The 19,702-nt window shown below is 36.5% G+C and carries 17 protein-coding genes; 15 read left to right on the top strand and 2 right to left on the bottom strand.

The annotated features are described in order from the left end of the window. Window positions 1–101: 101 nt before the first annotated feature. The 14 genes from ACTS4L_RS00540 to ACTS4L_RS00475 all read left to right on the top strand — a co-directional run bounded on the left by ACTS4L_RS00540 (window position 102) and on the right by ACTS4L_RS00475 (window position 16,309). On the top strand, window positions 102–1,136 hold the full coding sequence (locus ACTS4L_RS00540) for a hypothetical protein (RefSeq protein WP_440616500.1): 1,035 nt from the start codon (window positions 102–104) through the stop codon (window positions 1,134–1,136). Window positions 1,137–1,445: 309 nt separating this feature from the next. Continuing rightward, window positions 1,446–2,234, top strand: a complete 789-nt coding sequence (locus ACTS4L_RS00535) for a DotH/IcmK family type IV secretion protein (protein ID WP_440616501.1) — start codon at window positions 1,446–1,448, stop codon at window positions 2,232–2,234. Window positions 2,235–2,237: 3 nt separating this feature from the next. Next, the gene (locus tag ACTS4L_RS00530; protein WP_440616502.1) at window positions 2,238–3,380 is read left to right on the top strand and encodes a TrbI/VirB10 family protein; all 1,143 of its coding nucleotides are present in this window, start codon (window positions 2,238–2,240) and stop codon (window positions 3,378–3,380) included. A gap of 78 nt (window positions 3,381–3,458) precedes the next feature. After that, a complete protein-coding gene (locus ACTS4L_RS00525) occupies window positions 3,459–4,247 on the top strand; it encodes a hypothetical protein (RefSeq protein ID WP_440616503.1) in 789 nt (262 codons plus the stop codon). 44 nt (window positions 4,248–4,291) lie between these two features. Then, window positions 4,292–7,213, top strand: a complete 2,922-nt coding sequence (locus ACTS4L_RS00520) for a hypothetical protein (protein WP_440616504.1) — start codon at window positions 4,292–4,294, stop codon at window positions 7,211–7,213. Beyond that, window positions 7,206–7,676, top strand: a complete 471-nt coding sequence (locus ACTS4L_RS00515; protein ID WP_440616505.1) for a type IVB secretion system protein IcmW — start codon at window positions 7,206–7,208, stop codon at window positions 7,674–7,676. The genes ACTS4L_RS00520 and ACTS4L_RS00515 overlap by 8 nt, the downstream gene beginning before the upstream one ends. After that, on the top strand, window positions 7,666–8,292 hold the full coding sequence (locus tag ACTS4L_RS00510; protein ID WP_440616506.1) for a DotI/IcmL family type IV secretion protein: 627 nt from the start codon (window positions 7,666–7,668) through the stop codon (window positions 8,290–8,292). The genes ACTS4L_RS00515 and ACTS4L_RS00510 overlap by 11 nt, the downstream gene beginning before the upstream one ends. Before the next feature lie 56 nt (window positions 8,293–8,348). Further along, entirely contained in the window at window positions 8,349–8,804 is a 456-nt protein-coding gene (locus ACTS4L_RS00505) for a hypothetical protein (protein ID WP_440616508.1), read from the top strand. Continuing rightward, window positions 8,801–11,806, top strand: coding sequence for a DotA/TraY family protein (locus tag ACTS4L_RS00500; RefSeq protein ID WP_440616509.1), 3,006 nt, complete (start codon window positions 8,801–8,803; stop codon window positions 11,804–11,806). Before ACTS4L_RS00505 ends, ACTS4L_RS00500 begins: the two co-directional genes overlap by 4 nt. A gap of 147 nt (window positions 11,807–11,953) precedes the next feature. After that, window positions 11,954–12,973 (top strand): hypothetical protein, encoded by a 1,020-nt coding sequence (locus ACTS4L_RS00495; protein ID WP_440616510.1) that lies wholly within the window; start codon window positions 11,954–11,956, stop codon window positions 12,971–12,973. Window positions 12,974–13,080: 107 nt separating this feature from the next. Beyond that, entirely contained in the window at window positions 13,081–13,317 is a 237-nt protein-coding gene (locus tag ACTS4L_RS00490; protein ID WP_440616511.1) for a hypothetical protein, read from the top strand. Window positions 13,318–13,425: 108 nt separating this feature from the next. Next, on the top strand, window positions 13,426–14,562 hold the full coding sequence (locus ACTS4L_RS00485; protein ID WP_440616513.1) for a hypothetical protein: 1,137 nt from the start codon (window positions 13,426–13,428) through the stop codon (window positions 14,560–14,562). A 36-nt stretch (window positions 14,563–14,598) separates the two neighbouring features. Further along, entirely contained in the window at window positions 14,599–15,357 is a 759-nt protein-coding gene (locus ACTS4L_RS00480) for a hypothetical protein (RefSeq protein WP_440616514.1), read from the top strand. 160 nt (window positions 15,358–15,517) lie between these two features. Continuing rightward, the gene (locus ACTS4L_RS00475; protein ID WP_440616515.1) at window positions 15,518–16,309 is read left to right on the top strand and encodes a hypothetical protein; all 792 of its coding nucleotides are present in this window, start codon (window positions 15,518–15,520) and stop codon (window positions 16,307–16,309) included. Between the two features lie 16 nt (window positions 16,310–16,325). On the opposite strand, the gene ACTS4L_RS00470 is transcribed toward ACTS4L_RS00475, so the two are convergent. Next, entirely contained in the window at window positions 16,326–17,831 is a 1,506-nt protein-coding gene (locus tag ACTS4L_RS00470; RefSeq protein ID WP_440616516.1) for a hypothetical protein, read from the bottom strand. Window positions 17,832–17,899: 68 nt separating this feature from the next. Next, the gene (locus ACTS4L_RS00465) at window positions 17,900–18,658 is read right to left on the bottom strand and encodes a hypothetical protein (RefSeq protein WP_440616517.1); all 759 of its coding nucleotides are present in this window, start codon (window positions 18,656–18,658) and stop codon (window positions 17,900–17,902) included. A gap of 289 nt (window positions 18,659–18,947) precedes the next feature. Between ACTS4L_RS00465 and ACTS4L_RS00460 the strand changes: the two genes are divergently transcribed. Further along, window positions 18,948–19,667, top strand: coding sequence for a LuxR C-terminal-related transcriptional regulator (locus ACTS4L_RS00460; RefSeq protein WP_440616518.1), 720 nt, complete (start codon window positions 18,948–18,950; stop codon window positions 19,665–19,667). Window positions 19,668–19,702: the final 35 nt, after the last annotated feature.

Raw genomic sequence — 19,702 nt, 5'->3', positions numbered from 1 at the left:
ATTGAGAATAATCAGTGTAGGATAAGACCTGTGAGGTGTTGTTGATTGGCATAACTCACAAGGTTTGTCTTAAAATTATGAAATTATGGGAGAAAATTAAAATGAAGAAATTAATAGCACTGATTAATACTAGCGTTATGTGTGTCGTGTTATGTAATAGTGCATATAGTGCACACCTGAGGAACGTAACAAATTCAACAGATTATCAGCCAGCTTTAACAAAAACAGATATGTCAGACATATTGGGAGAAAATTCTAATATGTCTGATATAAGTGAGCTAATTGTAGATGCTTTAAATGGCAATAGATTGGCTCAAGAAATGGTTATGGATATGGTTAAAGATGATTGCTCATTATCATCGGCACAAGCGCGAGATGAGCAATGTTTAGCGCTATCACTCAATGTTTATGAAAGGCAGCCAACTTATTTTAAATCTTTGGTAAGTTTTGAGAGATTTAAATATATAGCAGTAGAAAATCAAGTTAACCTTCTATTAAACCCAGAAAATAAGGTGGTGAGAGACGTATATAACCAAATGATCACAGGAATATACGAACAAGAATTTAAAGAAAGGTTCTCACAAGAACATGCCAATGGCATGAAGCTCTCGCAAGCGACAATTAAAGATGCTATAAATGCTAGAAATAATACCAAAGTTGCTCTGCAGTCATTGACTTCAGTAACAGGTCAGATTGGAATTTATCTCAGAAATTACTATAAATATGGTTCAATTTATGGGCCACATACGAGCTTTTCTTTCGTTTGTGATAATGGTTATTTATGCTATGAACCTTCCTTTAGCTCGATCAATAAAGGGATTAAGATTGAAAAATTATTAAGTGAGACAGATGCCTACAAAGCTTTTAAAACTGATGGCGGTGATTTGGGTTTAGTTGGTAATAACTTTGGTGAAAAGATTGAAATTGCTAAACAGCTTAACAAAGAGTGCAGCTTAGGCACACGTATTTATCCAGAGGCAATATCTAATAGCTATATGAAGTGTTATCAAGAAGCCTCTCAAAATATAGATGCTTGCAATGATATTCACTTAAAGCCTTCCAAGGTGTCGTGTGCTAAAGATGGGAAAAACCGGATTATATATCGTGGAACACCAATAGATATACATGATTTGTAATATACCACTCGCAAATCATCTTACAGTCTTTAGTTACAAAGTCACGCACTTATAATCATCAATCTCATCAAACTGATGAGATTGTTTCCAAACGGAAGAATATTCATCAATTGACATCTAGTATACGTTGCTATGGAAGGTGTACTTAGTTTAAATATTATTGTGAAATCAGTCATGTATTTGTGCCGTGAGCAAATCATTTTGTGGTATCTAGCGGCAAAGCAGCCCATTAAAAGTCTATTGTGTAGTAAGTATCTATCTCTAAAAACTGCTTTACGATGTGTAATAGCCTTAAGTAGTTTATTGTGGATGAATATGGTATCTGCCAACGATCAGATGATGGTCAACAATATTGTCAACAGCATGTTTCCATTAACATCAACTGATATTGAGCAGTCAAAAACTGAGATTAGCTCAAGACAAAAGGCTGCAGCTGTTATGCCGGCCATGAGTAATGTTAATGGTGTTTCGCGCATTGTTATTGCCAATACCAAACCAGGATTTTCGACAGCACCTCCGAATGTGAGATTAGGCATTGGTGTGGTGAGTTCATTGATTTTCACTGACTCAAAGGGAGTTGTTTGGCCAGTAACAAGTTATGTGATTGGAGATGCAGAAAATTTTACCGTTAATTGGGATAAAAAAGGTGGCATTATTATGCTTCAATCGAAGAAACCCTATGCTAATACAAATATGGCAGTGATGTTACAGGGACGGGCAACACCAATCACTTTAATGTTGCAATCAACGCAAAAGGAGTGGGATTACGAGCTGTATGTTCGTGTCACTAAGCCAGAAGATGATGCGCAGCTTGGGGGTGTTCAGCAAGCATCGTATCTATTGTCTTTACTATCAGGTGTTGTACCAAATGGTGCCAAAAAATTATCTAACACTGGTGAACAAGGAGTGGGTAAGTTTTGGAGCTATAACGATCGATATCTTATTTTGACATCGGGCACACTGATTTCTCCAGGTTATACCAATCATATTGAGGATAAAACGATGGGTGCTACTCATGTTTATGAGATTAATCCAACTCCTGTGGTGATGATATCCAATGATTCAGGGTTACATAAAGTTAATTTAAAGGATGAGTAGGCAATGTTGAAATTTTTAAAAAATCATCCGCGATTACGTGTCTTGATTATTTTTCTAATTATTATTGTGATTTCAATTGGTATGTTGTCCATGTGCTCTAAAAATAGCCAGACATATTTGCGTTCAGAAGTAAGTGATAACAAAATTGAAGTAAATCAAAAAAATCCAATAGTAGATAATAAACGCCAAGAACTTATTGCTAAAGAAAGACAGCAACACATCCAGCAAGCTGAACAAAGTAGTGATAGTTATATTGAAGATGTTTTTTCATCGACAACTAAGGAAAAAACAGATAACGATATCAATAACAGCAGTCAAGAAAAGCAGATGGATCCAGTTGCATTTTATGATTATAAGCATCAGCAGAAAAAAACAGATGCTCAACAGGAGATTAAGAGTGCCAATAATCAAGAAAATCAGTTTCAAATTGATCCTAAAGTGGCACAAAAGAATTTTGAGGTTATTTTAAAAACTTGGAATAAATCACCATCAATGAAAGAAGAGCAAAGCGAGCTTAGCAATGGTGACTTTTCTGGTGGCATGTCTGCCGCTAGCAATGATCTAATGACCATGTTTAAAGCAGGTGATATCTTGATTGCTGTCATTGATACCAGTGTTAATAGTGATCAGCCAAATACGCCAGTATTAGCGCATATCGTTGTGGGGCCATATAAACATGCCAAGCTTCTGGGGAGTTTTGTTAGAGAAGAAGATCGATTAGTGGTCAGATTCAACACTTTATCAATTGAAAATCATGCAAAAAGTATTTCAATCAATGCGTATGCTATTGATCAACATACCGCGCAAACTGCTTTGGCAAGTGACGTTGATCATCATTATGTATTGCGCTATGGCAGTTTATTTGCGGCATCCTTTTTGCAAGGTTTTGGGACTTATTTTAGTAATGCACAGCAGAATAATAATCGCTGGTGTTATACAGATCGGATTACTGGTCGAGAAGTTTGCCAAGGTAGCGAAGTTGCTATGAGCGCTAAAAATGCAGCTTATTCGGGGCTTGGGCAGATTGGTACAGCATTAAGCAGCTCGATGTCAAAACAATTTGATAAACCACCGACTGTTACCTTAGATCAAGGTAGTGCGATCGGTGTATTAATTATGCAAGATGTTAATCCACTAAAAAGTTAATCACAACAAGATAACCGTTTTAAAAAGTTTGGTTTGTACATATAAAAAAGTAATGAGTAAAGCAAAGGATAAAAGTACATGAGCAATTATGATTTTTTTGAAGATGACGATAGGAAAAAGCAAGCTGACAGCGTGGCAGAAGAGTCTAAGCAATCAGATGGGAATATCTCTGTAGATAACGAGGTGGCATCAGGGTTAAAGGGAAAGTTAAACTCATTTAAATTTGAAAAAATTTATCTTGTCTATGCTGTGGCAGGACTGGTGTTTGTATTTGGTGCCTATTATGTACTAGGGACACTATTTGGCAGTGATGACAGATCTTCTAGTTCTGTAAAAGCTCAAGTTAAAACACAAGCTACTAACATGCCATCGTTTGTTAAAACAGAATCAAGAAAAATTCACACGGAAAATGCTCAGGTTAATGTAAAGCAATTACAGGAACTAAAAGCACAATTAAACACACTTAATGAGTTGCAAAGCAGTATCGGTAAGCGCTCTGAAAAGACAAGCATTGAAATCGCACAGCACATAAAAAAGCTTGAGTCACAGCAAGAGCAGTTACTAAAAGACATGCAGAAAATGGCGTCTGTTATTGACGATATGCAACAAAGCGATCAAAGCAAAACGTTAATTTCTCTTGTGAGTGAGCTGCAGCGACAACTGCAATACATGAATGCCAAAGAAATTAATATGAATGAGAAGCTTCATTTAACCGCAATTATTGATGGTATTGCGTGGTTAGAAGATAAGAAAGGTCGATCATTCACTGTTAAAGAGGGGGCACAGCTGGAAGGGTACGGCAAAGTGTTAAAAATTGACGGCCAGACTTATAAAGTCTACACAGCATCTGGCTTTGTATTTGAATAAGTTAGAGATAAATAATGAACTTCTTGTATAACACTGTCGAGGGAATGTTTTCCTGGTTAAATAGTATCAGCAACAAAAGTATCTATAACTATTGTGAGCTTGAAAGTGCTGATGATGAGCACACTCTGATTACCAAAGATGGTAGTTTGGTCTCGGTGCTTGAAATTAATGGTGTCAAACACATGGTAGGTAATGATGAGTATCATCATTTATGTGATGAAATCACTGCTACTTTAACGCCGTTACTTAAAAAGCAAGGTGTAAAAATCAAATGCTTTTTTCGCTACGATGCACAAAGTACGGCGCAGGAAATAGATGAGTTATTATTGCCATCACAAAAAAGTGCCAAACGATTAAATTTAAAACTTGAAGATTATTTTGATGCCAAAAGACAAACGTTGGGACAAGCTTGTGTCTTTGAGAAGTGCTACTTGTGTATTTGGAGTTCATCTGATCTATTGACAGCGCCTGCACAAAAACAAGCATATCGAAATAAACTGGAGCAGCTTAAGAGCCACAATATAAAAATCTCATCAAAGGCACAGCATTTCTTACATGTCATTAATGAAGTGAGGTTACAGCATACTGCATTGGTGACTGTTTTGATGGAGTCTTTTTTTGCAATGGGATTAAGTGTCAAACTGATGGAAGTTGACCCTTTACTAAAAGCAGTTAAGCAGCAGATTTCACCTGATACAACAGATAAGGGTTGGCAGGCACATCTGCCTGGCGACAAACTACAGCTAGGTTGTGAAGGTAGTGATTGGACCAGTTGGTTGTGGCCAAGCTTAAGTTATCAGCTCTTTGCAGAGGAAAGTAACAATGTCAATATGTCAGAGTGTATTGTTGGCAATTACCGCTATGCGCCGATTACGATTAGTTTATTTCCCAAGCATATTCAGGCATTTTATGCATTATTCCAAACATTGAAAGAGTATCAGCTACCTTGGCAAATCTCTTTCTCATTGGCGCCAAATGGAATCAAAATAAGCCAAATCAAGTCGCTTTTAGCTCAATTCTTAACGTTTAGTTCGCATGAAAATAAACTAATTTGCCATGCGCATGATTTACTAAAGCATATTCAAAGTAATACCGATATGCCGGTTATCAGGCTTTCCGTGAATTTAATTACATGGGCAGATAAGTCTGACTTAATGACTTTTCAGAAACGCAAGGCGGCTTTACATAAAGCAATTCAGAATTGGGGGGGCGCGCAAACAACGGAAAATTTCGGCGATCCATTTGACGTGGTTCAATCAAGTTTCTTGGCTTTAAATCGTCGGGGTTTTCCTTGTGCTGTGGGTGCGCCATTAAACGATGCAGTAAAGCTGATGCCATTTTTTAGACCTGCTCTTTCATGGGACTATGGTGCAACTTTATTTCGTACACCTGATGGCAAATTGTGGCCATATCAAAGTGGTTCGTCTAAGCAAGTGAGTTGGATTGAGTTAATTTATGCGCGATCGGGTTCGGGTAAGTCAGTATTATTGAATTCACTTAACCTTTCTGCGTGCTTATGTAATGGTTTGGAGGCATTGCCATATATTTCAATTCTGGATATTGGATCTTCTTCAAAAGGTGTGATTGATTTATTAAAAGCTGTCGGAGGCAGCTCGGTGGCGGAGCACTATCAATTTACTTTTAGTCATACGGATGCGATTAATCCCTTTGATACTCATCTTGGCGCACGCTATCCAGGACATGCACATAAAGCATTTTTAGTGAATTTTTTGACAGTACTATTGTTAGAAAATATACAAGAAAGCTTGCCAGATGGCATGGAAGCTATGCTAAGCTTAGTTATTGATGAGGTTTATAAATTAACAAGTGACGATCAACAACCCAAGCGATATCAGCTAGGAGTTAATCAAGAGATTGATAGCAAGTTGCAGGAATTACATGTTGATACTCAAGGCAGATCATGGTGGCAAATTACTGATGTACTCTTTCAAAAAAATGAGATTCGTTTGGCACAAAAGACGCAACGTTATGCTATGCCTTTGTTATCAGACTTAATTAATGCAGTGAATCAAACAAGTGTTATCGATCTATATAAAGGATTAAATCTAGCAAGTAGTGAAGATTATATTCAATATTTTTGTCGCAATATTACCACGGTAATAAAAAACCTGCCGTCTTTGAACCTTGTGACACGGATAGATGTTGATGCAAGGGTGGTGGCGTTTGATTTGGCATCAGTCATGTCGGCGGTTTCTGCGAATGATGCACGTATTTCAGTTATTGCTTATATGTTAGTGCGTCATTTAACGGCGGGCTACTTTTTTGTGAAAGTCCAAGATTTAGAGCAGTTATCAGTAAGCTATCAGGGGTATCACAAAGAAAAATTGCAAGAACTATATAATATCCCCAAACGTATTGTTTTTGATGAATTTCACCGTACGCGAGGCTGTGCGCCAATTTTAAGGCAAGTGCTAACCGATATGCGTGAGGGTAGAAAACATAATGTACAAATTGCATTAGCTTCACAATCATTGAGTGATTTTAGCCATACGATGCTTGAGTTTGCCACTTCAATTTTTATCTTAAGTGGAGGAAATCAAAGCACATTAGAAACCACTCGCTCACATTTTGGTTTAAATCAAACAGAGGCTTCCGCATTAAAATATGCGGTACATGGGCCAACAAGTGAAGGGATGAATTTTATTGGTCAGTTTCACACGGTCAATGGTATCAATACCCAGTTACTCAATTTATGTTTAAGTGCTTATGAGTTGTGGTTATTTACAACAACAGCCGAGGATTGTTATTTGAAAGAAAAGCTCTCTGAGCATATAGGTGTGATGCCAAGTTTATTGCTGTTAGCTCAGAGCTTTTCAACTGGGAGCGCCAAAGCTTATCTTGAAACTCAATCGAATTTACAGGTGGATAGATCAGTCAAAGAGATCGCTAATGAATTAATAGAAAATTTTATTGAGCAATATTACAGGAGTGTCAAACATGGATAATAGAAGTGAGATGCATCATTTTAAAGCAGAAATTATCAATTATTGGCATGGATTTGGTAAGCCTGAGTTGGTGGATATGTTAACGGTTTATGATATTAAAGAAAACAAGGAGTCTGAATCTGAGTTGTCCAATGAGATTTATGATCGGCTATACGAAGTTTATCTTGAGGCTCGTCAACAAAAAGAACCTAGTGAAGAGTATGCTGATGCCATCATTCATTTGTGTGACAAGCTGCCTACGGCACTAATGATGTTCATGATGCAGAATATTAACAAGAAAAATGGGGATTTATTTCAGATGATTTATCAAAGACTCAGCAATAATCTAGATTATGAGTTGTTGTATAAGCGTTGCATGTCATTTGAGAAAAATCTGATTTTGGTCAGAGTTTGTAGTGAGGCTCGTTTATTAAAGGTAGAAAATGTATTAAATAAAGTGCTGGATGAAAATTATGCAAACTAATGTGCTTAAAGTGATTGCTAAAAGGGCAGAATTTTATAAAAGTAATTTTAGGCTAATCATTAAAGTCTTATTTATTAGTATTCTATTGAATGTAATTTTATTCACTTGCTTATGGTATAGCCATAAGGATAATGAATATTACTTTTTGGCAGTTAACGATCAAGGGATAGTTAAATCACTTGATCTACCTAAAAAAGTAGTGGTTACTGATGACATGTTGGTTAATTGGGTCAGTTTAAATACTGCTAAGTTGTATAAGTTTGATTTTTTAAATTATAAAGAACAAATTCTAACACTAAAACCACTGTTTACTCAACAAGGATGGTATGCCTTTAATGAAGCATTTAAGGAGACAGTTGATCAGGTGGTGGAGCACAAAATGGTCGCAAAAGCGGCTTTAGATGGAGTACCAATCATCACCGCCGTAGGGCATATTGCTGGCGTGAGCAGTTGGCAAGTTCAAGTGCCGGTATTAGTTACCTTCTCTCAAGGAGCTGAGGTGTCAAACAATCACATTATCTTAAAACTAACCATACAGGAAAATAGTAGGATGCAGGATTTGGCAAAAGGTCAATATTTTGGGATCGCGCAGATTATTCAGCTAAATAGTAAATAATTATTTTTAGCTAATATCTACCTATTTATCACAAGCAAACCTTGAGTATTTTTGATATGAAAAAAACAAAAGAGAAGAAAACAAAAGAGAAGAAAACAAAAGTCAGATTTCGTCGAACGAAGCGCATGTTTTTAATCGATGCTTTTCATAAGCAACATCATTTTATTGGCAATGTATTTAAAAGCATTTTAAAGCTAAAAAAATCTGAACATGACATGGCTTATGCAGATTTGGCAAAATCTGGTATTGATGAGACCAGCATAAGTTATATTATAAAAAAATTCACCTTTCTGCTGCGTCTATGTTTATTAGTTGCGGTTATTATCTATTTTTATGCGCTTTATTTGTTTATCAAAGGTTATATATTGGTTGGATGTATTGCTTTATCATTAATGATGCTCATGCTTGCCAATGCGTTTAAATATCATTTCTGGCGCTATCAACTGTATCGAAAAAAACTCGGTTGTACCTTTCATGAATGGTTTGTTGATTTATTTAAAGGAGTGAAATGATGCTGTCAGAAAATTGGAGTGCGTGGCAGGTTTTAAATCAGCTCTTTGCTTTTGATCCGAATAACACATCCGCGTCAGCTGTATTTTCTGGGCAAGCCTCAGATGCTGCTTTTCGAACTTTGATTTACTACTTTAACGTCGGTATTTTGATGGCAGTCATAGCCATTTATGCCTTTATACTAGTGATTGGTACGATCAATACGGCGAAAGATGGGACTTTTCTAGGTAAAAATTGGAGTTCATATTGGATTCCTTTGCGCGTTATTCTGGGCTCCACCTTTGCTATTCCTTTAAAGTCAGGGTTTTGTATGGCGCAATACCTGATCTTCTTGATGGTGTCCGTGAGTATCCAGTTTGCCAATGATGTGTGGAAGGAAACTTACACAAAGTTGGATCAAAACAAGGTCCCACCCATTGCCAGTTTTGAAATTTCAGATGGCATTAAAAGTGATATTGCACTATATCTTTTGGCAGAGATGTCGATGAATATGTTAAATAACTCCGCACATCGAACGCAGACGGGTGAATACCAAGTAGAAATGAGCCGCAAGCCTGATCACATGTCATTTGTACAGGGTGCCTCACAGATTGAGAAAAATATTGACATAAATAGGGTAGAGGGTGCATCATTTCTCTGGGATGAGAATCAATCACTGAAGATTGGAAATTTAAACAAACTCAAGCAAGGTATGCAGCAATTCTCTGAAATATCCACAAAAGATGATAAGACTCAGTCCATTATGTATTACTCGCAATACTACGTTGATAGCTTAATTGATCAATATCGCTTTAAACTTAATCAAGATAAAGTAGATAACTCTCGGGTTAAAGGTTTGTTCGGGGGTTATTGTAGTGCGATTATTGATACATCGGCTTGTGATACCTTTAAGCAAAGCAAGGGTGGTGAAAATGATAGCAATGGGAAATACGAAAAGTGCATTCAGGAGCAGTGGGACTTAAAGACACAATGTCAGCACTATGCAGATACAAGTTTGAATTTAAATAATGTTATAAACTGTACAGATGATAAAGGCTTGTTTAAATGCAGTACAATAGAGGGTTTAGCCTCTTTAACGATGCAGGGCTTCCAAAATAACATAAAGTCAGAATCTGGTTCTGACAAAGGAAAAGATAAAGTTGATTGGTGGAATGCCGATCAAGAGTATTTTCGTTTAGATAAAGGGTTTACCAAAGTTCTTACTCAGTTTCATAATGATTTCGCATTGTTTGATCAATTGTTTTATCAGGGGCAGCAAGATAAAGTTCAGTTGCATCGGACACAAATTACGTTGAAATACCTTGAAGATAATTTTGCTATAGATGATTTGATAAAAGATATAGATGATAACTTGATAAGTTATACGGTATCGCCTGATAGTAATAACAATGGTGATAAATATAAAGCATTAAAAGTACCTCTAAAGCCAGTATCTGCTGATGATAAAAGTGATAAGTTTGCAAATGTAGACATGTCCGAAATCAAACAGAAGATGGTATCTATTCTACAGAAAAATTATATTTATAAGCCAAAGAAGGGGGATGATGCATGCAGTCTGCTGCAAGGGATGCTGTTTTCAGACAGTCCAGGAAATATGACAGCCACTGCAAATTGTCAGAGTTTGGTCAATAAGCTTATTCCAGCCTCTATTTCGCTTGATATTGGCAAGTATTTTTTTGTTATTAACGCAGCGTTACAAAATGATCAAACCAATATCGGCAAAACACAATTAGATGATATTGAGAAGCTATTAAAGCTTATTCGTGTTTTTCAGCTAAATCATGTCAGCTTTTTTCATGAAGGTGCCTTGGTTTCAGACTTAGCAACGCCAGCGGAATCATTTCTTGATGAGATTTTTGAAAAAATGAGCCTTAATGCAAATAGTGCTGGCGTGTTTAACCAAATCTATAATATTGGCGAAACTGTTAATGGAGATGTTGCTACTACCAATCCGTTTTCAGCACTGAGGCAAATTCAAGGTGTTGGGCAGTCCCTAATCGCAATGGTAATTAATACTTTGCAGAGTATTGTCACGAGAGTGAAGCAAAAAACGGATGATATGATTGAGAATGTTATAATTACTCAAGCTACGTCTAAAGGCGCTGCGTTAGTAGCTGCTTACGCTAGCTACTGGGTGCCGGGATTGCCTGGCGTATTATCTTCAATTGGAGATATGACAAGCCAAATGTTAATGGTTCAGAATATGTTCAGCCTGTCGATGGATCTTATATGGTTGCCATTAGTGTTTTTTGTTTTGGTTACATTATTTACTAATGCGGTTTTATTTGCACTCATCATCCCGATGGCGCCTTTTATCTTATTCTGGGCGGGAAAGATTGCGTGGTTACTGCTGATTATTGAGGCATTGGTCGCAGCACCCGTTGTCGCGCTTGGGCTGGTTTATCCAGAAGGGCATGAGGTGTATGGTAAGGCAGAACCTGGTATTCAAATCATGTTGAATCTCGTATTAAGGCCGGTGTTGATGATATGTGGATTAATTACGGGGATTATTTTGACTTATCTTGTCATTGCTATTTCGGCAAAAGGTTTTCATGCTGTGGCAACGCAAATTGCCAGTGTGTATGGCACATCAAGTGATAGTTATGTCACTGGATCATTAAATATTCTGTTGGTGTTTATGTATGCTGGATTTATTAGTTTAGCCTTTTATAAGTGCTTTTCGTTGATTTATATCCTACCAGATAAGATTCTGCATTGGGTGGGTGGTACACACAATGAGCGTGCTGGTGAGCAAGATATGCAAGAGATGAAATCATCGAGCATCCAAAGCGCTCAAGGTATGGCGCAATCAGGCACACAAACTGTTGAAAAAGCAAATCAAGCTCATACAGAGCATGCACAAGGTGTCCAAAATATCGGTCAAAGTGCAGGTGGGGTGACCCATGCTGTTGATACTGCTTATGGCAATTATGGTAATTATAAAAGGAATAAAGAAAAAAAATCAGATCCAAATCCAAATCCAGAGAATGAAGGTGGTGGCTAAGGTGAACGTAACATACTGGGCATGAGGAAGTATTATAAGATGAGTTAAGTTCAAGTGCTTTTTTATTTGTCACGGCAATAGGTACGCTTATCACCCAAGTAAATCGTGCCGATATTTATATTTAACATGCGTTATGGAAATACAAAAATGAAGAAAAAAATAAAAAATTTATTAGCGATCACAGCAGCTTTGATATTATTTGCAAATGCTTCTAGAGTTTATGCTTATGATGATTCGGGAAGAAGTGCTCATTTTAATTTTAGACCAGATAAATTAATAAAGAATGACAAAGAAAAAGGTACAATTAAGCGTATAAGTTTTAAAATATCAAGTTTTAGCCCTAAGCAAGATAGTGATGGAAAAAATATTGACCCTGTCGTTGAATCAAAATTTGAATCGGATGATGCGGTCATAGATATTCATAATTTTGGCAATGTTGATTTCAATCAAAAAAGTAAAGAAGAAGACACTCTTGGAATAGCAACTCAATTTCTGAAGGATCAGCATATAAAACTAAACAACACAAATTATGGTGGGGATGGTTTTCAGCAAGAGCTATATTATGTTGCCATGGGAACTCTAACAGTAGAAATGAAATACGATAATTTTGACGAAGAATACAAAATAGATGACATGATTCTTGCAAAGGATAGACTTAATGGTCTTTACTATCAGGTTATGATCGGTGGGAAAAATTGTCAATATATTTCAAAAAATGCAGGAGCAATATCGGAATATACAGTTCAATGCATCGATAGAGACCACAGATCAGTTTACTTTCAACGTGGGAATTCTAGTGATTTAAACACAATATATGTATCTGCTCAAGATGGATTAAATGCAGGAAAAATAGTTTCAATAGGTCTTGGAGATGTAAAACTATCTAGTTGTGAGTCAAGAAAAGGAAAAAATATAGTGTTGACCTGTAATGCAGTGTATAACTATAATCGAGTTGTTACGGTGAGTTTCACTAATACAAGCTCTAAGTGCACAGTGACGATACCGCCAGGTAAAAGATCTATTGATGAAGACTCATATATTACATGTGATTACGGAATAGATTATCGTATAACGAAGGATAGTAACAATTTACTTTTCTTATGTGTAAACAATAATTGTCCATGGGTAACAGTTAAAAATAATAATTTTAGTGAAAACATTTTTTGAGAGCGTAAATGTCATCAAATTGATGAATATGCAGTAACTATGTAGCCTCTTTGGTATTATGTGCCTATAATTGCAATATAGCAAATGAACGCACTCTAGGGGGAAACATGAGTGATAATAAAGATAGATACAGAGTGAATATTGTGTCAGACGAAGCGGCACACAAAGCACTAACAGAGACTTTCAAAAATGCTGCCAAACTTGAACAAGATGGCATTAACAGTACATCAAAGCAGAGTTGGTATACTCAGTCCTATCAACAGCAGGTTGAGGCAGGTCAATACAACGGTAGTATGTTTAATAATAATTTGAATGGTAATGTCAATAACACACCTAAAAAGTAGAAACTGTTTAGCGTTTTGAGATCTTTCAAACACATTTATTATATAACTCCGTGAGCCATTTTGCGGTAACGATATGTTATAAATCTATATTAAATACAGGAGCTTTTTATGCCATTTCAGCTTGAAAATACTTTTTTTTATGCGATAAAAAACAACAGCGGCAATTATACAGTTCATGCAATAGACGATGCCAAATTTTATGCGAAAGATCATTGGCGTTATCAACGTCATGAGGGCTATTCACTCAATGTTAAAGCATTGCAAGAAGGCAAGCGTAAAGAGATAGTTGAAAAACGGGAAAACAATGAATTTGAGTTGATTCGCAAAGAGTATACAGCAGAAAAATTAGCGAGTATCTTTGGTATCAATTGGCAGGCGAAAGAAAATACAATCGAGTTTGAAAAAGGCATTGACTATAACCTCGTTAAGCTGCTGAATTTAAAACATATCGATACAGAAAAAGAAGCCCAATCGTTGGTTGATATTCTAAATGTACGGCTAAAGGACAAAAACACACCAAATATGGCAGGTGGCTATAAGCTTGAAAAATTTACCCATGATAACAAAGAAAATAAAACAACATATCAGTTAGCTGCAGGGCAGACAATGTATCAAGTTATGCAAAACAGCGATGGATCAACACATATCGAGTCAAAGGGTGATCCAATGCAATTTTCAAAGCATTTGCTTGAAACGGTAGATTTATTGCGTGCCAATACTAAGGCAAGTTTAAAGTCAAAAGTTATGGATGGGATAAAAGGTATCGACAATTCAAATGAAAAGTATCAGCGTGCAAAGCAAATGCTCGGCATTCTAGCGCAACCGACGCAAGCAACAGAGAATGATTCACTGGAGTCACCATCCTCAAATGCATTGAACAAAAACAATGCAAATGACAAGAAAGCCGAAGAAGCAGGCATTTCAACGCCAATAATTACATTTACGCGTCTAGCGCCAATCTACAAGAAGAAAGATAATAACAAAGATGATGAGTATTTAGATTATGACAAATATAAAGAGATTGCAGAGGATGCATTTAAAAGGGGCTACCTTGTGAATGCCAAATCAATGATTGAGCAAAAAGATGAGCAAGGTCATTTTGTGTTCTCAGAGCAAGCGCGTCAGAAATTGACCGATATTTTTAATATAAACCATAAAGATAACGAAAGTAAACTTAAAACATTTTGTGATTACTACATGGGGAGCAAAGACCAAGAGGTATCAGCAACTACTTCAATAAATTGAAATTGCTATGAACCTATACCTAATTGAGGGGGTGTTATGTCATTATTACAGTCAAAAATTAAGAATATATATCAAGAGCTATTATATCAGCAGCAGGAATTTGAATTTAAGAAGCCATTGCTTGCCTTCTTAAACCAGTTGCATCAAGAGCATGATAAAATAAAGCATTTAAAGCAGCAATTAGATCAGCTATTGACTCGGTTGCATCGTTATCTTAAGGCAGCTGCATTAGCGCATCGTCACCAAGAGGCTGTTAGTGAGGAAATGCAAGAAGTGTTAGATCAAAATCTTGAAGAGATCAAAACTTTTTATCAACAATTAAGAGTCGCTTATGAGGATAAGCGAGGAGAATTTCAGGAGCAGCTAAAGCAAGAGCGCGTTGATGCCATACATGCTGAAACTTTTAATGACAGTGATAATCAAGCGATAACATCAATGATGGATATTCCTAAAGATGCACCGATGACGATTGAGCAGATAAAAGATTTTGTTGGTGCACTAGATCGGCATACTCCTTGTCAGTTATCCTTTGACCTAACTGAGCATGTTTTGCAAAATACAATTGCCGTTGTGCGTGAGATGCTCAGCTGTCAATGGCGAAAAGAGAATATTTGTTTAAATCCATGTAAAAGTCAGCGTACTAAATTAAATGATAAATGCCTTGCGTATATTGATGAGTTATCTTGTATGTTATCACCAAATGATGAGCACCAGTCCCAATATACTGCGTCGTTATTTAATAGTGATGATCAATTCAAGTGTAAATTGAATGTATTTGCTTGCACACAAGGTTAGTGTGGTTTTAACGTAATCAAAGCAACTTCTTTGGTCATTGACATTTGTACACGATGATTTTCTCATTTGCGTTGAAATTATATTGAATGTAACGTAATATTCTTATATCTCTAGTTTATCTATTTTTAGTTGAATGCCGTCGATACCTCATAAAGGAAAAGTGATTCAAGATGATACCGTCACGATGACAAATAGTCTGGAAGTGGTTAGTCAGTTTGCTTTGGAAGAAAAGCTTAAACAAGTAATGAGTACTTTCAATTGCTGTGGTATTGACTATGCATTGGTTAATGAGTCTTTCACATGGTGCGCACCTTTACAGCTGCATAAATATGCTTATCGTTTTCATAGCAATAACCACTACCGTTATGAGGATCCTTATTTTAGCTATGAGTTGATTGGATTACTGCCACGACTTTGTCATTTATCTGAAATTGCGGTGCATGCACAAGCTTGGCAGAGTCTATTTACACCAGAGCACTCTAAATATGGCGATTGTTATGCGGTTTCTTATTATTTTTGGTTGGAAAGTAATGCGCATCGCTTTGTGCTATATTTTGATAGTATACACAATATAACTTCACTTTACCTAAAGGTAGCAGAGCTATATCACATGCTACATGATCTAGTAGCTGATATTGCGCCTTTAACCATAAAGTATTATGCCCAATTCGCGCTACATCCAGAGGATCTTGTTCTGCTGACTTTGCCACCGCATTGGCTTAAACCGCCGCAAGATAAAAATATTCAGGCAGCACTTAATTTAAGTGATAAAGAAATGCAATGCTTTATGCTTTTAGGTCATGGCGTAACTGAAAAGAAAGTTTTAGCTGAGAAAATGCAAGTCTCTCATCGCAGTGTTGATAACTATACACAGCGCCTTAAGCAATTACTTGGGTTTAAAGAAAGTTATGAGCTGTTTGAATATGCAAAACGCTATTGGTTATTGCTATAGAAGGGGTGTTGTGTTGTTATGAGAAGGGTGTATATCCGTCATTCAGGTCGCCATTTGTCCAAACTTGTAGTGGGCTTCCATCTTTATTTTGAGAATTAAGAATAATAAAATGTGAGGGTCCAAAAGGACTACCGCATGCTATCTGGCCACCATAATTTTTATTTGGTTCATATGTATAGTTTGCAACACTATTCACAACTTCTAAAGAGGTTGCGGTTGTAGTACCATCTCCAAGGCAAGAGGGATAAACAAAGCCAATAATAGAGTTATAGATAGATGCAGAGTCAACTTTTGGGTCAATGCCAGCGTTATTATCCCCACCACCAAAGAGAATAATATTTTCAGGGGAATGCAAGGCGCTTTGAGTTTTAACATTATTAAAGTATAGATGCATTTGGCCAATAGGCTTAGCATATTGACTACCTGAGTCATTAACTTGACTATCATCACTGCGTGTGATTAAAGAGATTTTTGATAACTCGTTGGCATTTTCAAATGCAATATTGACATGATTAAACTGAATTTTAAATTTATCATTTTCTTTTAAGTCAACCTCAATGATATAACTTCTATAGCCTTCATCCACTTTTCTATCGAAGCGAAAAGATAGATTCTTGAAGGTAACGTTACCTGTAACAGTATAGTCTAATCCTGTGGAGGTCAATATCGCCCAGTTTTGCCCATCAATAATTATTCCATCAGGAATTGTTGTTCCTTGATATTCTTTGGCAGCTAGTTTAATGATAACTGGATTGTTAGCACTTAGATTATTAAATTTTGTTTTGGCAATATTGATAAGTGAGTCTAGTGACTTGTCATTAGAGGCATAAAGTACACGACTATTAGTTTGTTGGTTGAGGGAAAGGTCTATTTGATTTATGTGATCACTAACGTCTTCAATTTTTTTACTGTATTTGTCATCCAGCTCTTTAGTATATGTTTTTGATGACTCTGCAGTATTATTGGCTTCTTTGGCATTCTCTTGTGCTTCTGTAATTCTTTGATCAAACTGGTCCACCCTATCTGCTGAGGACTTAGCGCTATCTGCTGTTTGTTTAGCCGTATTGGCAGTTTGTTGTGCTTCTGAGGCGTTCTTCTCAGCTACGCTAATGCGATTTTCATAGCCATTAGCTTTATCAAAAGCTGCTTGAGCTGTTTGTGATGCATTGGCTGCTTGCTCATTGGCAGAAGAAGCAGTTGTCTTAGCTGAAGTAGCATTGCCTTCTGCAGTAATTAATCTTTGGTCAAATGTGCTAACCGTTTTTGCTGCTTGCTGAGCGGTTGAATTGGCGCTTGTTGCTGTTTGAACTGCTGAATTTGCATAAGACTCAGCATTATTAGCATGCGTTTCAGCATTTGCTGCTTGTGAGGAAGTTGCATTAATTGGACTTTCCCAGTCATTAAGTGCTTCAATTAAACTTCCAAGTGTTGGTAAGGCATGAGGGTCAAGATGTGGGACGTTAGCATTAGCCATAGTGCTAATTCCAAGAGTGACCCCACTGATCAATGCTTTAATTTTCATCGAGTTTTCTCCTATTTATTATGATATTTTATGAATTATAAAATGATTTGTAAGTGCTAGTGATGTTATTAAAAGTGATATCCTATGCTTAATGACAGATTGAACATATTAGGTACATAGCTACCGCCGTAATATGGTGAATAGATATTTTTTCCAATGCCAAAAATATATTGTGCTTCTAATCCAAGTGTTAATGAATATGGCAATAAATATTGATAGCCTACTGCAACAAAAGGGCGGATGTTTGTGTTGTTTGTCTTTTTCAGCGCCGGGTTATCATAGCTGGCAATAGCTGTTGCTGGATTAAATTGAGAGAAAATAATTGCAGGCCCCGTTGACAATATAATTTCACTGTTAATTGCAGGAAGAGTTAAGTGCGCACTGACTAAAATATTAATTCCGGAAAAGGATATCTTAATGTCACCATTAGGAAAACTGTCCGTGCCAGTATTATCAATCAGTTGAGCATTGGTGTTGAACGTATTCCAATACCTTATGCCAAATGTTAGATACTTCCATGGGCGTATTCCAAACTCAGCAGCAAGGTAAGGAGAAGAGCGCTTAGCTGGTTGGTAAATATCATAAGTCCCAACATCCGAGCGAAAAATTGTTTGTTCAGATTGTGGGAAAGCCTTATAAGACAACCCGCCATAAACATTCATATAAAACCAGTCGTTTGCAGCAAGTGTCGTTCTGCTGTCATCTTCGCTTAATGACATTTGAATAGCAGTATCTAGATCAGATGCTGAATTAATGGGTTTGCTATTTGCGTAGCTTATGCTTTGTATAAAGAATAAAGCCGGTAATATAAAATAAATTCTTCTCATCAAAAATCTCTACAAGGTTATAAAACAGAGGAGATTATTAGGGAAAAACACCATCGGAGCGATGATAGTCTCAAAAACCGGACAAAATGATGATTTTATAATGAAATGATACTTATTAGCGTAGCGCAGTACATAATTTATCCATCGGATGAGTGGACAATATTTTAATATTGCGTATAATACACCCATAACATCATCGTCACACATTAAATAAATGCCAACAATCCAAGAAGTGCACAGATTCAGCTTCGTAAAATATAAAAACATACTAAAGAGATTAATCTCTCCTATGATCGATACATTGTGTGTTACCGGATTATCTTATACGAGATTATTTGCAAATGGAGAAGTGATTGACGTACCGGTTCTAGAGCATGATATATGTGGTTCCTGGTTAGAAGGAAACCCGACCAAAGATCCTGCATTTTGTTTGAGCAACCTCACTAAAATTCCAAAAATGATATGGTATCATGAATTAAGTCCTTTTTTATCCAGTGACGATCAGTCTAGCTATGCTTTTATTAGAAGTATCAATAAATTTGATTATTGTTTGACTTACCTTAAATATAATGACGATAATTCAATCAGTAGGATTTCTGTAATTACCCGATGCAAATTTATGGGTTTTTTTAGCGATAAACAGTTTTTGTTAGATCAATGCATAGCGGCAATCGAATCCTATTTGTTTGACTGCAAGACACTTATTGCTATAGAGTTTGATATTTCCAGCGATATTGCTCCTATTATGTTTAAAGGAGCTAATGAAAATATGGTTATTGAGCTTTTATCTAAACTGACAAAGCAAGAATTGGCTTGTCTTAAATTAATTTATGCAGGACATTATGAGTCAAAGGAGATTGCGTTAAAACTGCATAAATCATACAGAACAGTTGAAGGAATCGTCGCGCGACTCTCACAGAAGCTCAGTTGCAATAACAAATATGAGTTAGCGGTGAAAATAAGCAAAATGCATGATGTGATGCGCTGTGTGGTAATGAAAGGCTGGTAGGCAAAAATAATCGCTATTGTTTTAATGATTACGAT

It is taken from the genome of Cysteiniphilum sp. 19S12-1, from assembly GCF_052030685.1.
GTDB lineage: Bacteria > Pseudomonadota > Gammaproteobacteria > Francisellales > Francisellaceae > Caedibacter.
Note: the sequence above shows the minus strand (reverse complement) of the source record. Positions and strands in the feature narration are given on the sequence as shown.